This is a genomic window from Mesorhizobium sp. L-8-3 (genome assembly GCF_016756615.1).
Classification (GTDB): Bacteria; Pseudomonadota; Alphaproteobacteria; order Rhizobiales; family Rhizobiaceae.
Window position 1 is genome coordinate 7,600,497 of sequence record NZ_AP023262.1, and the last position, 15,345, is coordinate 7,615,841.

At 64.8% G+C, this 15,345-nt stretch carries 13 protein-coding genes; 10 read left to right on the forward strand and 3 right to left on the reverse strand.

Annotated elements, in window-relative coordinates:
• The first annotated feature begins 18 nt into the window (after nucleotides 1-18).
• From JN302_RS35130 to JN302_RS35150, 5 genes are all read left to right on the forward strand, one after another.
• Complete coding sequence (locus JN302_RS35130) at nucleotides 19-960, forward strand: ABC transporter permease (protein WP_202330649.1); 942 nt, start codon at nucleotides 19-21, stop codon at nucleotides 958-960.
• Nucleotides 957-2,729 (forward strand): dipeptide/oligopeptide/nickel ABC transporter permease/ATP-binding protein, encoded by a 1,773-nt coding sequence (locus JN302_RS35135; protein WP_202330650.1) that lies wholly within the window; start codon nucleotides 957-959, stop codon nucleotides 2,727-2,729. Before JN302_RS35130 ends, JN302_RS35135 begins: the two co-directional genes overlap by 4 nt.
• On the forward strand, nucleotides 2,726-3,541 hold the full coding sequence (locus JN302_RS35140) for an ABC transporter ATP-binding protein (protein ID WP_202330651.1): 816 nt from the start codon (nucleotides 2,726-2,728) through the stop codon (nucleotides 3,539-3,541). The genes JN302_RS35135 and JN302_RS35140 overlap by 4 nt, the downstream gene beginning before the upstream one ends.
• Nucleotides 3,542-5,302 (forward strand): sulfatase, encoded by a 1,761-nt coding sequence (locus JN302_RS35145; protein ID WP_244846102.1) that lies wholly within the window; start codon nucleotides 3,542-3,544, stop codon nucleotides 5,300-5,302.
• 249 nt (nucleotides 5,303-5,551) lie between these two features.
• The gene (locus tag JN302_RS35150; protein ID WP_446720698.1) at nucleotides 5,552-8,041 is read left to right on the forward strand and encodes a beta-glucosidase H; all 2,490 of its coding nucleotides are present in this window, start codon (nucleotides 5,552-5,554) and stop codon (nucleotides 8,039-8,041) included.
• A gap of 259 nt (nucleotides 8,042-8,300) precedes the next feature.
• Here JN302_RS35150 and JN302_RS35155 read toward each other — a convergent pair whose 3' ends face one another.
• Entirely contained in the window at nucleotides 8,301-8,984 is a 684-nt protein-coding gene (locus tag JN302_RS35155) for a glutathione S-transferase family protein (protein WP_202308928.1), read from the reverse strand.
• A gap of 24 nt (nucleotides 8,985-9,008) precedes the next feature.
• Entirely contained in the window at nucleotides 9,009-9,419 is a 411-nt protein-coding gene (locus JN302_RS35160) for a DoxX family protein (RefSeq protein WP_202308929.1), read from the reverse strand.
• 81 nt (nucleotides 9,420-9,500) lie between these two features.
• Here JN302_RS35160 and JN302_RS35165 point away from each other — a divergent pair, with 81 nt between their 5' ends.
• Together JN302_RS35165 and JN302_RS39485 are read left to right on the forward strand one after the other, a co-directional pair.
• Entirely contained in the window at nucleotides 9,501-9,965 is a 465-nt protein-coding gene (locus JN302_RS35165) for a MarR family winged helix-turn-helix transcriptional regulator (protein WP_202330652.1), read from the forward strand.
• A gap of 68 nt (nucleotides 9,966-10,033) precedes the next feature.
• Nucleotides 10,034-10,573: a tyrosine-type recombinase/integrase gene (locus tag JN302_RS39485; RefSeq protein WP_244846103.1), complete on the forward strand. Its 540-nt coding sequence runs from the start codon at nucleotides 10,034-10,036 to the stop codon at nucleotides 10,571-10,573.
• A gap of 366 nt (nucleotides 10,574-10,939) precedes the next feature.
• Here the strand turns inward: JN302_RS39485 and JN302_RS35175 are convergent, their stop codons facing one another.
• Nucleotides 10,940-12,670, reverse strand: coding sequence for an IS1634 family transposase (locus tag JN302_RS35175; RefSeq protein WP_202330653.1), 1,731 nt, complete (start codon nucleotides 12,668-12,670; stop codon nucleotides 10,940-10,942).
• Nucleotides 12,671-12,831: 161 nt separating this feature from the next.
• On the opposite strand from JN302_RS35175, the gene JN302_RS35180 reads away from it, so the two are divergent.
• From JN302_RS35180 to JN302_RS35190, 3 genes are all read left to right on the forward strand, one after another.
• On the forward strand, nucleotides 12,832-13,149 hold the full coding sequence (locus tag JN302_RS35180; RefSeq protein ID WP_202330654.1) for a YdhR family protein: 318 nt from the start codon (nucleotides 12,832-12,834) through the stop codon (nucleotides 13,147-13,149).
• Nucleotides 13,103-13,549, forward strand: coding sequence for an ATP-binding protein (locus JN302_RS35185; protein ID WP_274609243.1), 447 nt, complete (start codon nucleotides 13,103-13,105; stop codon nucleotides 13,547-13,549). Before JN302_RS35180 ends, JN302_RS35185 begins: the two co-directional genes overlap by 47 nt.
• A 236-nt stretch (nucleotides 13,550-13,785) precedes the next feature.
• A complete protein-coding gene (locus tag JN302_RS35190) occupies nucleotides 13,786-15,114 on the forward strand; it encodes a winged helix-turn-helix domain-containing protein (RefSeq protein WP_202330656.1) in 1,329 nt (442 codons plus the stop codon).
• Nucleotides 15,115-15,345 lie beyond the last annotated feature (231 nt).

Below are 15,345 nucleotides of genomic sequence, written 5' to 3' on the forward strand. Positions count from 1 at the left end.
CCCGGCAGGAGGAGACCGATGCTTCGCTATCTGAGCCGCCGGATCGCATCAGGCGTGTTCCTGCTCTTCGCAATCTCGCTGCTGACCTTCGCGCTGATGTTCGGCTCGACCGACAACGTCGCCCGCAATCTGCTCGGCGAAAGCGCGACCGCCGAGCAGGTCGCCGCCCTCAACAGCGAACTCGGGCTCGACCGTCCGCTGTCGACCCAATATCTCGACTGGCTGCGCAACGCCGTACGCGGCGACCTCGGCAAGTCCTGGACGTCCAACTCCAGGGTGAGCGAGGAACTGCAGCGTCGGATGCCGGTGACGCTGTCGATCGTCTTCGTCACCGTGACTGTGATGGCCCTGCTTTCGGCGGTCCTGGGCATCACCGCCGCCGTGCGCGGCGGCTGGGCCGACCGCCTGATCCAGGTCGGCAGCGTCGTCGGTTTCGCGATGCCGAATTTCTGGCTGGCGCTGATCCTCGTCATCTTCTTCGCCATCAACCTGAGATGGCTGCCGGCGACCGGATACGTCTCCTTCAGTTCCTCGCCGGCGTCATGGGCGGCATCGCTGGTCCTGCCCGTTGCGGCGCTTGCCTTTTCCGGCATCGCCTCGTCGTCGCAGCAGGTGCGCGGCGCCGTGATCGACGCGCTCCGGCAGGATTACGTGCGCACCTTGCGCGCCCGCGGCGTCAGCGCCGGCTCGATCCTCTTCCGCCATGCTTTGAGAAACGCCATGCCGGCCGCGCTGACCGTGCTTTCGGTGCAGTTCATCGCCTTGCTCGGCGGCGCGGCGATCATCGAGCGCGTCTTCGCCATCCCGGGACTCGGCTCGCTGACGGTTGCCTCGGCCTTGGCTGGCGACGTGCCGGTGCTGATGGGGATCGTTGTCAACCTCATCGTCATGGTCATCATCGTCAACATCCTGATCGACGTCATCAACGCGTGGGTCAATCCGAAGGTGCGCATGTCATGACCGACGTCAACTCAGTCCAGGCGCCGGTCCTGGCCGCGCCGGTCCGCGAGCATTTCCTCCGCTCGGTGCTGAAGAACCCGCTCGGCCTGCTAGCTCTCGTTCTGCTGGCGATCGTCATCCTCGCCGCGACCTTCGCGCCGCTGATCGCGCCCAACGACCCCACGGCGGTGAAAATCTTCAAGGTCAACGCCCCGCCCGGCGACGGTTACCTGCTCGGCGGAGACGGCTCGGGCCGCGACATCTTCAGCCGCCTGATCTTCGGCGCCCGCAACACGCTGATCGGGGCTATCATCGCCGTTATCGTATCCTGCGCGATCGGCGTCACGACCGGGCTGTTCGCCGGATACTACGGCCGCCGCCTCGATCTCGTCGCGAGCTGGATCTTCGATGCGTTGATGGCACTGCCGGCCATCATCGTGCTGCTCGCCCTCTACCAGTCGCTCGGTTCTTCGATGCATCTGTCGATGGTCGTCTTCGGCGTGCTGCTTTCGCCCGGCTTCTTCCGCTTGACGCGCAACCTCGTGCAGGGCGTCAGGAACGAGCTCTACATCGATGCCGCGCGCGTTTCGGGATTGAGCGACCTCAGGATCATCGTCCGCCACATCCTGCTGGTGGTGCGGGCCCCGGTGATCATCCAGATTTCCATCGTCTCCGGCGTCGCCATCGTGATCCAGGCCGGCCTGGAGTTCCTTGGGCTCGGCGACCCTTCGGTGCCGACCTGGGGCGGCATGCTGCAGGATGCCTTCGCCAACATGTATCTGGCCCCGCTGTCGCTGATGTGGCCGGGCGTGGCGATCGGCGTGACCGTGGCGTCCTTCGTGCTGCTCGCCAACGCGATCCGCGATCGTCTTCAATCGGGCGGAACCACGCCCTCGCGCGCCCCGCGTCCCGATGGTCCTTCCGCCGCAGCGGACCGGGCAAGGCCGCCGACTGACGCCGACATCGTGCTCGACGTGCGCGACCTCGCTGTCGGCTATCCCGACGGCGGCGCCTGGCGCGAGGTCGTCAGCGGCGTCTCTCTCGAGGTCCGCAGGGGCGAGGTGCTCGGCCTCGTCGGCGAATCCGGCTCGGGCAAGACCCAGACCGCGTTCGCCATACTGGGCCTCTTGTCGGCCGGCGGCCGTATCCTGCGGGGATCCATCTTTTTCGACGGCAAGGACCTGGCCCGACTGCCCGAGTCGGAGCTGCGCATATTGCGCGGCCGCCGGATCGCCTACGTACCGCAGGAGCCGATGTCGAACCTCGATCCCTCGTTCCGGATCGGTTTCCAGCTCGTAGAGCCGATGATGACCGTGCTCGGCATTTCCCGCGCCGAAGCGAAGCGGCGGGCGCTCGACCTCCTGGCTCGCGTCGGCCTGCCCAACCCTCAGCGCACCTTCCGCTCCTACCCGCACGAGATTTCGGGCGGCATGGCGCAGCGCGTGCTGATCGCAGGCGCGATCTCGTGCAACCCGGACCTGCTGATCGCCGACGAACCGACCACCGCGCTCGACGTGACGGTCCAGGCCGAGGTGCTGGAGCTGCTGCGCAGCCTCAAGGACGAGTTCAACATGTCGATGATCCTGGTCACTCACAATTTCGGTGTCGTCGCCGACAGCTGCGACCGCGTCGCGGTGATGAAGGACGGCAAGGTGGTGGAAACCAACGACGTCCGCGACCTCTTCGCCAGCCCGAGGCACGACTACACCCGGATGCTGCTCGGTTCGGTGCTGGAGGACGGGACGACGCGCGTCTATCGCGAACCGGCCATGGAAGGGGTGCCGGCATGACCGGCCCGATCCTTGTCGACTGCCGTGGCGTGAACGTCCGCTTCGGCACCCATCATGTGCTCAAGGACGTCAACCTGACGGTACGCCACGGCGAGACGGTGGGGCTGGTGGGAGAGAGCGGCTCGGGGAAGACGACGCTGGGCCGCGCGATCCTCGGCATCGGCCCGGTCAGTTCGGGCAGCATCCGTTTTGCGGGCGAGGAGATCGCCGGCGTCGCGCCGCGTGACCGCAAGACGGCGGGGGCGCAGATCCAGGCCGTTTTCCAGGACCCCTATACCTCGCTCAATCCGGCCATGACGATCGAGGACATCCTGATCGAGCCGATCGTCGCCCGCGGACAGGCCTCCCGCGAGGAGGCGCGGCGACGGGTGCGCGGCCTGCTCGACCAGGTTGCGCTCCCGGCCGACGCAGCCCACCGCTTCCCGCGCGAATTCTCCGGCGGCCAGCGCCAGCGGGTGGCGATCGCCCGCGCGCTCGCGCTGTCGCCGCGCCTCATCGTCTGCGACGAGCCGGTCTCGGCGCTCGACCTGTCGACCCAGGCGCGGGTGATGCAGCTCTTCATCGAGATCCAGGAGCGCACCGGCGTCGCCTATCTGTTCGTCTCGCACGACCTCGCGGTCGTCCGCCACATCTCGCACCGCGTCGCGGTGATGCGGAACGGCGAAATCGTCGAGTTCGGCGAGTGCGACCAGGTCACCGCGCGGCCCGGCCACGACTACACGCGGCGTCTCCTGCTCGCGGCGCCCGTCGCCGACCCCGTCCGGCAGGCGGCTCGCCGCGCCGAATTCCTTGCACTGGCAGCAGAGGCCTGAATGATGCGCGCCATCGTCCTGATGTTCGACAGCCTTAACCGGCGAATGCTGCCGCCCTATGGCGACACGACGACCCATGCCCCCAATTTCGCCCGCCTCGCCGAGCGCACCGCCGTCTTCGACAACTGCTACGCCGGCTCGATGCCGTGCATGCCGGCGCGCCGCGAACTGCACACCGGCCGCTACAACTTCCTCCACCGCTCGTGGAGCCCGCTGGAGCCGTTCGACGACAGCGTGCCGGAAATGCTGCGCAAGGCCGGCGTCTATACGCATCTGGCGACGGACCACCAGCACTACTGGGAGGACGGCGGCGCGACCTACCACAACCGCTTCTCCTCCTACGAATTCTTCCGCGGCCAGGAGGGCGATCTCTGGAAGGGTGAGGTCGAGGGCGTCGACCGTCGCAATCTCGCCAACTTCGCCTACCGGATGCTCCATCAGGACGAAGTGAACCGGAAACACCTTTCCGACGAGGCCGATCACCCGCAGACCAGGACGTTCGACGCCGGGCTGGAATTCGTCTCGACCAATGCGGATCAGGACAAGTGGATGATCCAGATCGAGACCTTCGATCCGCACGAACCCTTCTTCAGCTACGCACGCTGGCACGCGCTCTATCCCGATACAGGCGAGGACTTCGACTGGCCGCCCTACGCCCGCGTCACCGAGGACGAGGCCAAGGTCGGACAGGCGCGCAACCGCTATCTGGCGCTCTTATCGATGTGCGACGCCAATCTCGGCCGGCTGCTCGACCTGATGGATGAGAAGGACATGTGGAAGGACACGATGCTGATCGTGTGCACCGACCACGGCTACATGCTGGGAGAGAAGGGCTGGTGGGCCAAATCGGTCATGCCCTGGTACGACGAGACGATCCACACGCCACTCTTCGTCTGGGATCCGCGCAGCAGGGTTCGGGGAAAGCGGCGCAAGGCGCTGGTCCAGACCATCGACATCGGCCCCACCTTGCTCGACCTGTTCGGCCTGTCTCCGACCCGGGACATGCAGGGCCGGCCGCTGGCCGGCACGGTGGCCGAAGACAGCCCGGTGCGCCAGGCGGGCATGTTCGGCATCTTCGGCAGCCATGTCAGCGTCACCGATGGCCGCTACGTCTATATGCGCGGTTCGGTTCGGCCCGACAACACGCCGCTGTTCGAACACACGCTGATGCCGGCGCACATGCGCGCGCTGTTCTCGCCGCTGGAATTGGCCCGCGCCGAACTCGCTCCGCCCTTCTCCTTCACCAAGGGAGCTCCGGTCCTGAAGATACCGGCATGGGCGATGGGCACGCCGTGGAGCTACGGCACCCTGCTCTATGACCTGGAGACCGATCCCGCGCAGGAGCGGCCGCTCAATGATCCCGAGCTCGAGCTGCGCATGGCCTCGATGCTGGTCGCACTGATGCGCGGCAACGACGCGCCGCCGGAACAATACGAGCGGCTCGGCCTGCCCGTCGACGGCGAGGTCGGCCGGGAGCATTTACTGATCGAGAGCCAGTGGGCGCAGGTGCAGGAGGGGCAGCGGCCGGCGCTGAGGGCGAGCGATTTTCCCGACGGCGCCCGCGTGGCGACCATGACCGTCGCCGAGCTGATGAAGACGCCGGTGCGCGAACTGGTCGAGGGCGCCCTGCCCCGGCCGGCGAATGACCTGTTCGCCTTCATGCTCGCCGGCAAGACGCTGGTCGAGATCGCTGCCAACCACCCGGACCTTACCAGGGAGCGCCTGGAGCAGATCGAGCGCGAACTTGCGGAGATCGAATGACAATGACGCAGACACGAGACCCAGTCGCAACCGACAGGACTGAACGCAAGGCACAACCCGATCCGTCCGGAAACCGGGTCGCGTCGATCGTCCGCCGTTTGCTTCAGCTTCCCGACCGGTATGATCCGGCCCGGCATTATATGCGCGGGCCCGGTCCCGCATCCCGACGAAAGAGCGACGCCGAACGGACTGTCGAGCGTCAGGCCGGCGCGCCTGCCGCCAACGCCGCGAAGAGAGCCCGAGAATATCATGAAGACTGAAGGACGGCCGCACGGCCGCGATGACATGCAGAAGAAACCGACCGAGGCCGAGAAACTCGTCAACCAACTGACGCTCGAGGAGCAGGTGTCGCTCCTGTCGGGCGAGGACTTCTGGTCGCTGCCGGCCATTCCGCGCCTCGGCGTCGGCAAGCTGCGGGTCACCGACGGGCCGAACGGAGCGCGCGGCGGCGGATCGCTGGTCGGGGGCGTCAAGTCGGCGGCCTTTCCGGTCGGCATCGCGTTGGGCGCGACATGGGACGCCGCGCTCGTCGAAGAGGTCGGCGCGTCGCTCGCCGAAGAGGTCAAGTCGAAGGGTGCGCACGTCCTGCTCGCACCGACGGTGAACATTCACCGTTCGGTGACCAACGGACGCAACTTCGAGTGCTATTCGGAGGATCCCGAACTCTCCGCAGCGCTGGCCGTCGCCTATATTCGCGGCCTGCAGGGCAAGGGCGTCGCGGCCACGATCAAGCACTTCGCCGGCAACGAGTCCGAGATCGAGCGGACCACCATGGACTCGGTCATCGACGAGCGTTCCCTGCGCGAGGTCTACCTGCGGCCGTTCGAGGCCGCCGTGAAGGAAGGCGGAACATGGGCGGTGATGTCGTCCTATAACCGGCTCAACGGCACCTACACCGCCGAGAACGGCTGGCTGCTGACCGACGTGTTGCGCGGCGACTGGGGCTTCGACGGCGCGGTGATGTCGGACTGGTTCGGCTCGCACTCGACCGCGCCGACGGTCAATGCCGGGCTCGACATCGAGATGCCGGGACCGCCCCGCGACCGGGGCGCGGCGCTGGTCGCCGCCGTCGAGGTGGGCGAGGTTGGTCGCGACACGGTGCGCAAACGGGCCCTGAACGTGCTGGGGCTGATGGAGCGGACCGGTGCCCTGCATGACCAGCGTCCACACCAGGAGCGCGCCGACGATCGGCCCGAGACGCGCGAACTGATCCGCCGCGCCGGCGCGGCCGGCATGGTGCTGCTCAAGAACGACGGCATGCTGCCGCTGTCCGAGCCCAGGGGCACCATCGCGGTCATTGGTCCCAATGCGCAGGTCGCGCAGATCATGGGCGGCGGCTCGGCGCAGCTCAATCCTCACTACGCCGTCAGCCCCTGGGACGGGCTGGTCGCGCGCCTCGGCGGCGAGCGGCTGGTCCACGAACAGGGATGCACCAACCACCGCTGGGAGCCGCTGTGGACGGGCGATCTCACCGTCGAGTTCTTCGCCGGCCGGGACTTCGGCGCTGCACCCGCGCATGTCGAACCGATGAATGCGGCGACCGCCTTCTGGATCCCTCCGATCGCCGGCGGCAAGGTGCAGGCCGACAGTTTCGCGGCGCGCATTTCCGGCGCCTACACGCCGGAACAGTCGGGCACCCACCGCTTCGGCGTGACGGCGGCCGGTTACGCGCGGCTCTACGTCGACGGCGGGCTCGTCGCGGATGCCTGGGAAGGCTGGACGAAGGGACGGACCTTCTTCGAGGAGGGTTGCGACGAGGTCGTGGGCGAGGCCGTGCTCGAAGCGGGCCGCCCGGTCGAAGTCGTGGTCGAGTTCGCCTCGAAGCGTGCGGACAACCTGCGCTTCTCGGCACTGCGCGTCGGCGTCGGCCGTCCGCTCGGCGACGCCGACATCGCGCGGGCGGCCGAGGCGGCGGCGCAGGCCGAGACCGCGCTGGTCTTCGTCGGCCGCTCCGGCGAATGGGACACCGAAGGCAGCGACCTGGAAGGCATCGCGCTGCCGGGCCGGCAGGACGAACTTGTCGCTGCGGTGCTGAAGGCCAATCCCCGCACGGTCGTGGTCCTCCAGACAGGCGGGCCTGTGGAACTGCCGTGGATGGTCGACGCGCCGGCGATCCTGCAGGCATGGTATCCGGGTCAGGAATGCGGCAACGCGATCGCCGACGTCCTGTTCGGCGATGCGGAGCCGGGCGGCCGCCTGCCGCAGACCTTCCCGAGGCGATGGAGCGACAATCCGACCTGGAGCCAGGATCCGGAAGTCTATCCCGGATCCGGCGGCAAGGTGCGGTACGAGGAAGGCGTCTTCATCGGCTACCGCCACTACGATCGGTTCGGTCTGGAGCCGTTGTTCCCCTTCGGCCACGGCCTCGGCTACACGAGCTTTGCCCTCTCGGACCTGGATGTCATCGAGCGCCGCGGCGGTGCGCGCGCGACGGTCAAGGTGATCAACACCGGCAAGAGGCGCGGCAGCACAGTCGTTCAGCTCTACGTCGGCGACCTCGAAGCTTCGGTGCCGCGGCCGATGAAAGAACTCAAGGCATTCGCGAAAATTGCGCTGGACCCGGGCGAGACACGAGAGTTGGCGTTCGATCTTCCGCCGCGCGCATTCGCCTTTTTCGACCAGGGGGCGGGCTGCTGGCGCATCGAGGAAGGCACGTTCGAACTGCACGCCGGCTTCTCGGCGACCGATTTGCGACAGTCCGTGGCGATTTCCAAGCCGCCGGATACGCTTCCACTTTAGCACGACGCTCCGTCGGCCTCGCGCTCGCCTGGCGGATCGAAGTTCAACTCCGGACCGAGGGATTTGCGGTCCGACGTTCCTTCGTGATCCGGGCGCGTTGCCGGATCAAAGGACCAGAGCGGATCGCGGCAGAATCCGAAGCGCAAACGGCCGGCGCCTTCACAGGGGCCGGCCGCCTTCCGGATGAACTCAAACGAAACGGTCAGGGCGCCGAGCGGGCCGGATGGCAGAAGGGCGATTCAGCCCCTCTCGGAAAGAGTCAGGCGGCGGTTTTAAGCAGCCATGCGTCATGGTTCTTGAGGAACGCCTTGAGCCGGTCGGCATAGTCATCAGTGACGGCCTCGCGCACGCTCTCGCGCGCAGCCAGAGTGTTTCGCCATGCAGTCACGCGCGGCAGTGCGTCGAACACGCCGGTCGGTGCGATGGTGTCGAACACGTCGAAATAGCGAAAGATCGGCGCGAAAACCGCATCGACCAGACTGAATGCAGCGCCGGCAAAGAAAGGGCCATTCCCTAGTTCGGCTTCGACGCGGCCAAACTTGTCCATGAACGCCTGGCGCTTTGCCTCATAGCCGGCGGCGTCCCTGGCTGTCTCAAATCCCCACAAGTCGGACAGGATCGAGGAGCCGAACTCGATCCAGCCGCGATGCCGGGCGCGCGCCAGCGGATCGGCCGGATGGAGGGGCGCGCCCGGCTGCGTTTCTTCGAGATATTCGCAGATGACGGCGCTCTCGAACAACACTGCATCCGTGCCATCGTCCTGTTTGACGATCAGCAGGGGCACCTTGCCGAGCGGGGATATGGCCAGAAACCAGTCCGGCTTCGCGGACAAATCGACATAGCGGCGCTCGAACAGAACGTCCTTCTCCGCCAGTGCGATCGCAGCCCGCTGGACGTAGGGGCAAAGGTGGTGGCTGATCAGGATCAGGCTTGCGTTGGACACGATATTACTTCCTGGTGCGGGATTTCAACGAAGGGCGATGGAGGGGCGGAGCGCATACCGGCCGTCGCCAAGCAGGAATTGCGCGACGGACAGGACGATGAGGTAGAGTGGATATTCCCAACCGCCGTTCGGCGCATTGAACACCCAGCCGTTGCCGCCGTGCGCCCAGATGATTGCGCCCAGAAGCGCCGGGATCAGCGCCACAGCCACCCAACGGGCATAAATGCCGAGAATGAGCATGACGCCGCCGCCGGCTTCGGCGGCAAAGGTGAGGTATGCCAGCCAGCCCGGCAGACCGATGGCTTCGAAATAGCCGGCCGTGCCGGCAAGGCCAAAAGTGAACAATTTGAGCACGATGCTATGGGCGAGGTACATCACGCCGAGGCTGACGCGCAGCAGCGTCACGGCGTAGGCGGCCAGGTGGTCTTGGGTCATGGGCGAAGCTCCGATTAAATAAATGCAATTGCATCTATATGGGCGCTTGCGTCGCCGGTCAATATAGATGTAATTGCATTTATGTCCGATTGTTCAGATGACCGCCCCCCGCACCCCTCGCCCTCCACCGTTCGCGCATGGGTGCGTCTTATGCGCGCCCAGCAAATCGTTCTCGCAGCGATCGAGCAGGACTTGAAGGCAGCCGGGCTTCCCCCTCTTGCATGGTATGACGTGCTGCTGGAACTGGTGCGGGCCGAAGGCGGCAGGCTTCGGCCCTATGAGATCGAACGGCGCACGCTGCTGGCGCAACATAACCTGTCTCGCCTTCTCGATCGGATGGAGAAGGCCGGCCTTGTTCTACGCGAGGTATTCTCAGAGGACGGCCGAGGCCGGTGGGTCATCATCACCGATGCCGGCCGGGCTATGCAGGCGCGCATGTGGAACGTCTATGCCCCAGCGATTCAGCGTCATCTAGGCGACAAGTTGGATGATGCGCAGGCCGATCATCTGGCCGCGCTACTGGCGGCATTGTCGCGAAATTCCTGATTTTGCCGAGGCGCGGCGACTGCCGCGCATCGAATCGCGCGAGATTGCCGATGCCGCCAGGATCGACAATGACCCCGGCTGGCTCGGCATCCGGTTGGCGTCGGCCAAGAAGCGCTTTCCTTGAAACCTGCGCGTGGCTGGCCGGCCGGATCGACATCGGCGCGGTTGGGCCCCTATGCCCCTGGTGGCGATGCAGCCTTCGAGGATCGTGCCTTCTTCAGCGATCATCGAAGACGGCCTTTCAGCTTGTCGCAAAAAGTCACCCGAAGCAGAAGTTCGTCGAGGGCGGCGCGCTGCTTCTCGGACTTTTCGAGGGTAAGGAGCAGGTGCTTGGTGTTGGTGCCGGTCGGATCATAAAGGTCGATCATCTGCTTCACGTCGCGGAGCCGGCCTTGCTGCCGAGCAGGATGAGCTTCATCGGACTCGACCCGAAGCGGTATGGGACGCATTCGATGCGACGCACGAAAGCTTCCCAGATCTACAAGAAGACCGGCAACATTCGCGCCGTGCAACTGCTACTCGGGCATACCAAGCTTGAAAGCACCGTCCGCTACCTCGGCATCGAAGTGGACGGCGCATTGACGATTTCTGAACAGGTCGAATTGTAACCCGACGCGGAGTGACGCCATATGTTGCGTCACTCCATGACCCGCAGCGAACATTCGGCGGATAGGCCGCGAGGGTCCGCCTTGCCGTGGCGAGCGAAAGTTTGGGCAGCCACCGTCTATGGTGGGATTGCGGGACGAAGCCGACCATCGATCACAGCAGTTCCTTCAGGAGCTGCAGATGTCCATCCATCATCAGCACCTCGCGGAACGAGGCAGAAGTTCTCATCAAGATTTCATGGCGCGCTCATGAACGGAGTGCTCCGCGCGAGTAGACTGGGTTCGTGACTAACCGGAACTTTACCTTGGTTTTTGACGCAAACCATTGATTCTGCTTGCTTTGTGGTGAGCAGAAGGGGTTGGTTCTGACTACAGGTCGGTGTTGGCCGAGAGGCCGAGAAGGGCGAAGGCACGGTGCTGGAGCGGACTTGGCGTGGCCAGCATGGTCAAGGTGTTGCCTTTGGCGAAGCGGACGGTGTTGCGGGTCAGTGTGGCGAGGTCGGCGATCAGCGAGCGGAAGCTGTGGACCGGCAGGCCGTCGTCGGTCGTCTTGGTGGCAGCCTTGCGCCGGGCGGCGGCGGACACCTGGGCCTTGGCGACCGGTGAGGTGCGCTTTGTTTCGGCGGCCGCGCGCTCGTGGTCATCAAAGAGAATGGGGGCGAGCGCGGCGCGCATGTGCCATTCGACATGGTAGGAAAGCATGCACAGAAGCACATGGGCGCGCACGCGATCCTCTGACCAGTGGAACACCGGCCGCACCTCGAGGTCGACCGTCTTGATCGACCGGAAGGCGCGTTCCACGCGGGCCAGGCTTTTGTAGGCCCGCACGGTGGCCGGCGCGTCGAGCGCGTCCGCCGGCAGGTTGGTGCGGATGACGTAGAGGCCGTCGAGCCGTTCCTCGCGCGCAATGGCCGCCTCATCGCGTTCGAAGGAGAAATCGGTGTCGGTGATGGTGCAGTGGAAATGCTTGCCGACCTTGCGGCGGCCAAGCACGGCGCCGACCGCCCGGCCGATGGTGGCGGCCCCTTTCAGCGGATGGCGGGCGCGGCGCACCCGATCCTTGATCCGTTGCAGATCCGCTTCGGTGGCTTCGATCAGCTCACGGCGCTTGCGGGCGCGTTCGCCGGCCAGCTGCGGATTGCGGCAGACGATGAGGCGCTCGCCCGGATAGTCGGGGCTTTCGATCTCGGCCAGGTCGCGCTCGTCGAACAGCGACAACTGCAGCGGCCCGTCATCGGCCGCAAGCGCCTGGATCTGCGGCGCCCGCAGCGCGGTGATCCAGTCGAGCCCGGCCGGCGCGCAATCCTCGCGAACCCGCGCCTGGGTGATCATGCCGCGATCGCCCACCAGCACGACACGGGAAAGCCCGAAGCGCCGCTTGAGCTTGTCGATCTGCGCCTTCAGCGTGCCCGGATCGGCGGCATTGCCGGCAAACACTTCGACCGCAACGGGACAGCCCTCCTGGCTGCACAGCAGCTCGAAGACGATCTGCAATCTGTCCGAACGGTGGTCGCGCGAGTAGCCGTGGCGGGCCAACGGACAACAGCGCCCCTCCAGATAGGTTGAGGTGAGGTCGTACAAGACCAGCGTGCCGTCCTTGAGATGGCGCCGGGCCAAGCCCTTCTCGATCTTGTCCTGCTGGGCAAGAAGCCAGTCGAGGGCGTCATAGACCTCGTTGGCGGCGACCCGGCCGAGCCCCGACACGGCGCCAAGCGAATGGCTCGCCGTCTCTTGGTCGAGCGCGCGCGCCGTGGCCAATTTGGAGGCGGGATCGACCAGCCGGGCGACGATCAACGCCAAAGCCAGGTCCCGCCGCCGCTTCGGACCCCGCGCCAGCAGCCGGTCCAGCCCGATCCGCTTGAGCGTCCCCAGAACCGCCACAACATGACCGTGCGGCATCGCCCGGACGATCTCCAGCCCCTCTCCGGCCGGCACCAGCCTGTCACCGCCCAAGACCGCGCGCAGGGCCTCGACCTTCTCCGCCGGCCAATGGCTGAGATTGGCAAGCGTGCGGTTCTTCACCTTGTCGCCGTCGCGATAGCTCTCGCGCAACAGCACGGCGGGGGGCGAATTGCGGTTGGGGACGGTGGTGACGTACATGAGAATCTTGAATCACCGACCCCGCCTCCTGTCAACCCGCAATATCCGGCAATACATGACTACACAACAACGCCCAGGATCGTCCGAAATCCAGCAATCTCGCGGCCTTCAGCCAAATCAAGTGGGTAAAGTTCGGACTAACCCACTGGAGGAAGCACGTCATGCATATCCAGATCGTCAATTTCAATCTTCGTGAGATGAGCCATGCGGACTACGAGGCATTCAGCGACGAGGTTGCGCCGAGGTTCGCTGGGGTCCCCGGTCTCTTGTCGAAGACCTGGCTGGCCGATGAGGCCAGCAACACCTACGGAGGCGTCTACTTCTGGGCTTCCAAAGCGGCTATGGAAGATTTCTTTCAGACCGATTTTTTCAAAGCCGTTGTCAACAACCCGAACCTTGCTAATCTAACGAGCAAGGACTTCGCCGTACTCGATGCCCCGGGACGTGCGACCAGAAGCCTCGGTGCCATGGCCGCCTGACCCGGCCTTGGGGACGAGGGGACGAAAGGTGCAAACCGACCATATCGGCGATCGGCTCCGGCGCCAGGCGACGAGGGTCTTTGTGGGGCGGGCGTCGGAATTGGCCCGGCTTCAGGAAGTTCTCGCTCCTGTCGGCCCCTGCGTTGTCCTCCTTCATGGCCTGAGCGGGATCGGCAAGACAAGCCTGTTGCGGCAGTTTGCCGGTTCCGCCCGCGACCGTGGAGCCACGGTCATAGAACTCGACGGTCGTCAGATCGAGCCTACCGAGCAGGGATTTCTCCGCGAACTTGGAACGGCCATCGGAACGCAATGCAATGCCGTCCAGAACGCTGCTCGGCGACTTGCCGAATTCGACGCTTCGGTGGTCATTGCTGTTGCTCATTCGAGGTCCTTCGCCTGATCGACTCGTGGCTGCGCCAGGTCTTCGTTCCGGCACTGCCCGAGAATGTAAGGGTCGTCCTGGCGGGCCGCGAGAGACCCGCGTCGGGCTGGATCACCGATCCTGGTTGGCAGGGTGCCTTCAAAGGCATTTCTCTTGGTGCGTTGAGCGAGGGCGAGGCTTTCGAACTCCTGGACCGGCTCGGAATCGAGCTCCCGACTGCCAGAAAATTGAATCGACTGGCACGTGGGCACCCCTTGGGCCTGACGCTAGGCGCAGGGGCGATTGATGCGCTCGAACTTGACCGGGCCGAGGATCGAGTCATTTCCGAACTTACGAGCGTCTATATTGGGAATATCCCTGACCTTGGCGTGCGTTCGTCCCTCGAAGCGGTCTCGGTCGTGCGGCGCGTTACCCACTCGACGCTTGCAGCCCTTGTCCCAAGCAAGGCACCCGAGGATACCTTCGCCCGGCTCAGCGAATTGCCATTTGTCGACTCGGCGCGCGATGGCCTGATCGTACACGATGCGGTACGTGAAGCGATTTCGACATCGTTGAAATCTGTCAATCCCGTTCGTTACCGTGAACTGCGCCAAAAGGCATGGAACCAGTTAATAGGAGAGTTGGAACGGGTAAGTGAGAGCGATCTTTGGCGTTTCACGGCCGACATGCTTTACCTAACGGAAAACCCAGTCGTGCGGGAAGCCTTTTTTCCAAGCGACTATCAACCACTGTCGGTCGAACCAGCCAAAGCCAGGGACATCGATGCCATTTTCGACATTGCACGGGTGCTTGAGGGCCCGGAAAGCGCCGCGCTCTACAGGGCATGGTGGGAGGCTTCACCAAGCTTTTTCAAGGTCACTCGTGACGGCAATGGCGAAGCGATCGGGTTCTACATCGGCATCCCTTCGGACAAGGCCCCGCAAGAACTGGTCAACGCCGATTCCGTCGTAGCGCAGATCTTCAGACATCTGCGAGACAACCCTTTGCCCACGAGCCAGAGCGCAATGATCTTCCGCAAGTGGCTAGGGCGCGAGAAGGGTGAAGCCCCGTCGTTGGTCCAGGCGGCCAGCTGGCTCGACATCAAACGGACCTACGTGGAGATGCGTCGCTCGTTGCGGCGCGTCTACACCTCTGCCTGGGACGTTGGTCACTACGAACAGATATTGCCCGTGCTTGGTTTCCGGTTTTTGCCGGAGACTGCAATCCTGGACAATCGCCCCCAGAAATCGGCGGTGCTGGATTTTGGCCCCAGACTTGTACACGGCTGGATGGCCGGAATTGTGGGTGCCGAACTCGGGGTCAGGCCAGAGCGGATACTGGACCAAAGGGCGCGTGAGCTACTAGTCGGCAACGAACGAAAAACACTGACGATACTTGAGTTCGACGTGATGCGCTACTTGTCGGAGCGGGAGGGTCAAGTCGCCTCTCGCGAGTCTCTACTCGAGGACGTCTGGGGAATTACCTACGATGGCGCCAGCAACGTCGTCGATGCCGTCATCCGCTCGCTGAGAAAGAAGCTGGGACCACTCTCCGCATCGATCGAGACCGTGCGTGGTGTCGGCTACAGATTTCACAGGCCCTAGAATGTTAAGCCGAGCGCATCCATTGGCTCCCAAGTCACTGCAGATGACTAACGAAAGGGCGGCTGCACCGGAGTGACATGGGGGCTTTGGGCTCAATCAAGCCGTTCATCGCGTGGTCGCCAATCACGGGAACGGGGTCGATACCTGCCCCTTCTCGCCGTGGCGACCATGTCCCGAGATGGCGCAACGTGCTTGTTCGCGGACCGGGAGTTTTGACCCTTTCGAGACCTC

Excerpts from the sequence above, each read along its gene's own strand:
- JN302_RS39485 (WP_244846103.1), top strand. The coding sequence starts at position 10,034 with ATGACCCCGGCTGGCTCGGCATCCGGTTGGCGTCGGCCAAGAAGCGCT.
- JN302_RS35130 (WP_202330649.1), top strand. The coding sequence starts at position 19 with ATGCTTCGCTATCTGAGCCGCCGGATCGCATCAGGCGTGTTCCTGCTC.
- JN302_RS35185 (WP_274609243.1), top strand. The coding sequence starts at position 13,103 with ATGCCCCGGGACGTGCGACCAGAAGCCTCGGTGCCATGGCCGCCTGAC.
- JN302_RS35145 (WP_244846102.1), top strand. The coding sequence starts at position 3,542 with ATGATGCGCGCCATCGTCCTGATGTTCGACAGCCTTAACCGGCGAATG.
- JN302_RS35150 (WP_446720698.1), top strand. The coding sequence starts at position 5,552 with ATGAAGACTGAAGGACGGCCGCACGGCCGCGATGACATGCAGAAGAAA.
- JN302_RS35160 (WP_202308929.1), bottom strand. The coding sequence starts at position 9,419 with ATGACCCAAGACCACCTGGCCGCCTACGCCGTGACGCTGCTGCGCGTC.
- JN302_RS35165 (WP_202330652.1), top strand. The coding sequence starts at position 9,501 with ATGTCCGATTGTTCAGATGACCGCCCCCCGCACCCCTCGCCCTCCACC.
- JN302_RS35175 (WP_202330653.1), bottom strand. The coding sequence starts at position 12,670 with ATGTACGTCACCACCGTCCCCAACCGCAATTCGCCCCCCGCCGTGCTG.
- JN302_RS35135 (WP_202330650.1), top strand. The coding sequence starts at position 957 with ATGACCGACGTCAACTCAGTCCAGGCGCCGGTCCTGGCCGCGCCGGTC.
- JN302_RS35140 (WP_202330651.1), top strand. The coding sequence starts at position 2,726 with ATGACCGGCCCGATCCTTGTCGACTGCCGTGGCGTGAACGTCCGCTTC.
- JN302_RS35180 (WP_202330654.1), top strand. The coding sequence starts at position 12,832 with ATGCATATCCAGATCGTCAATTTCAATCTTCGTGAGATGAGCCATGCG.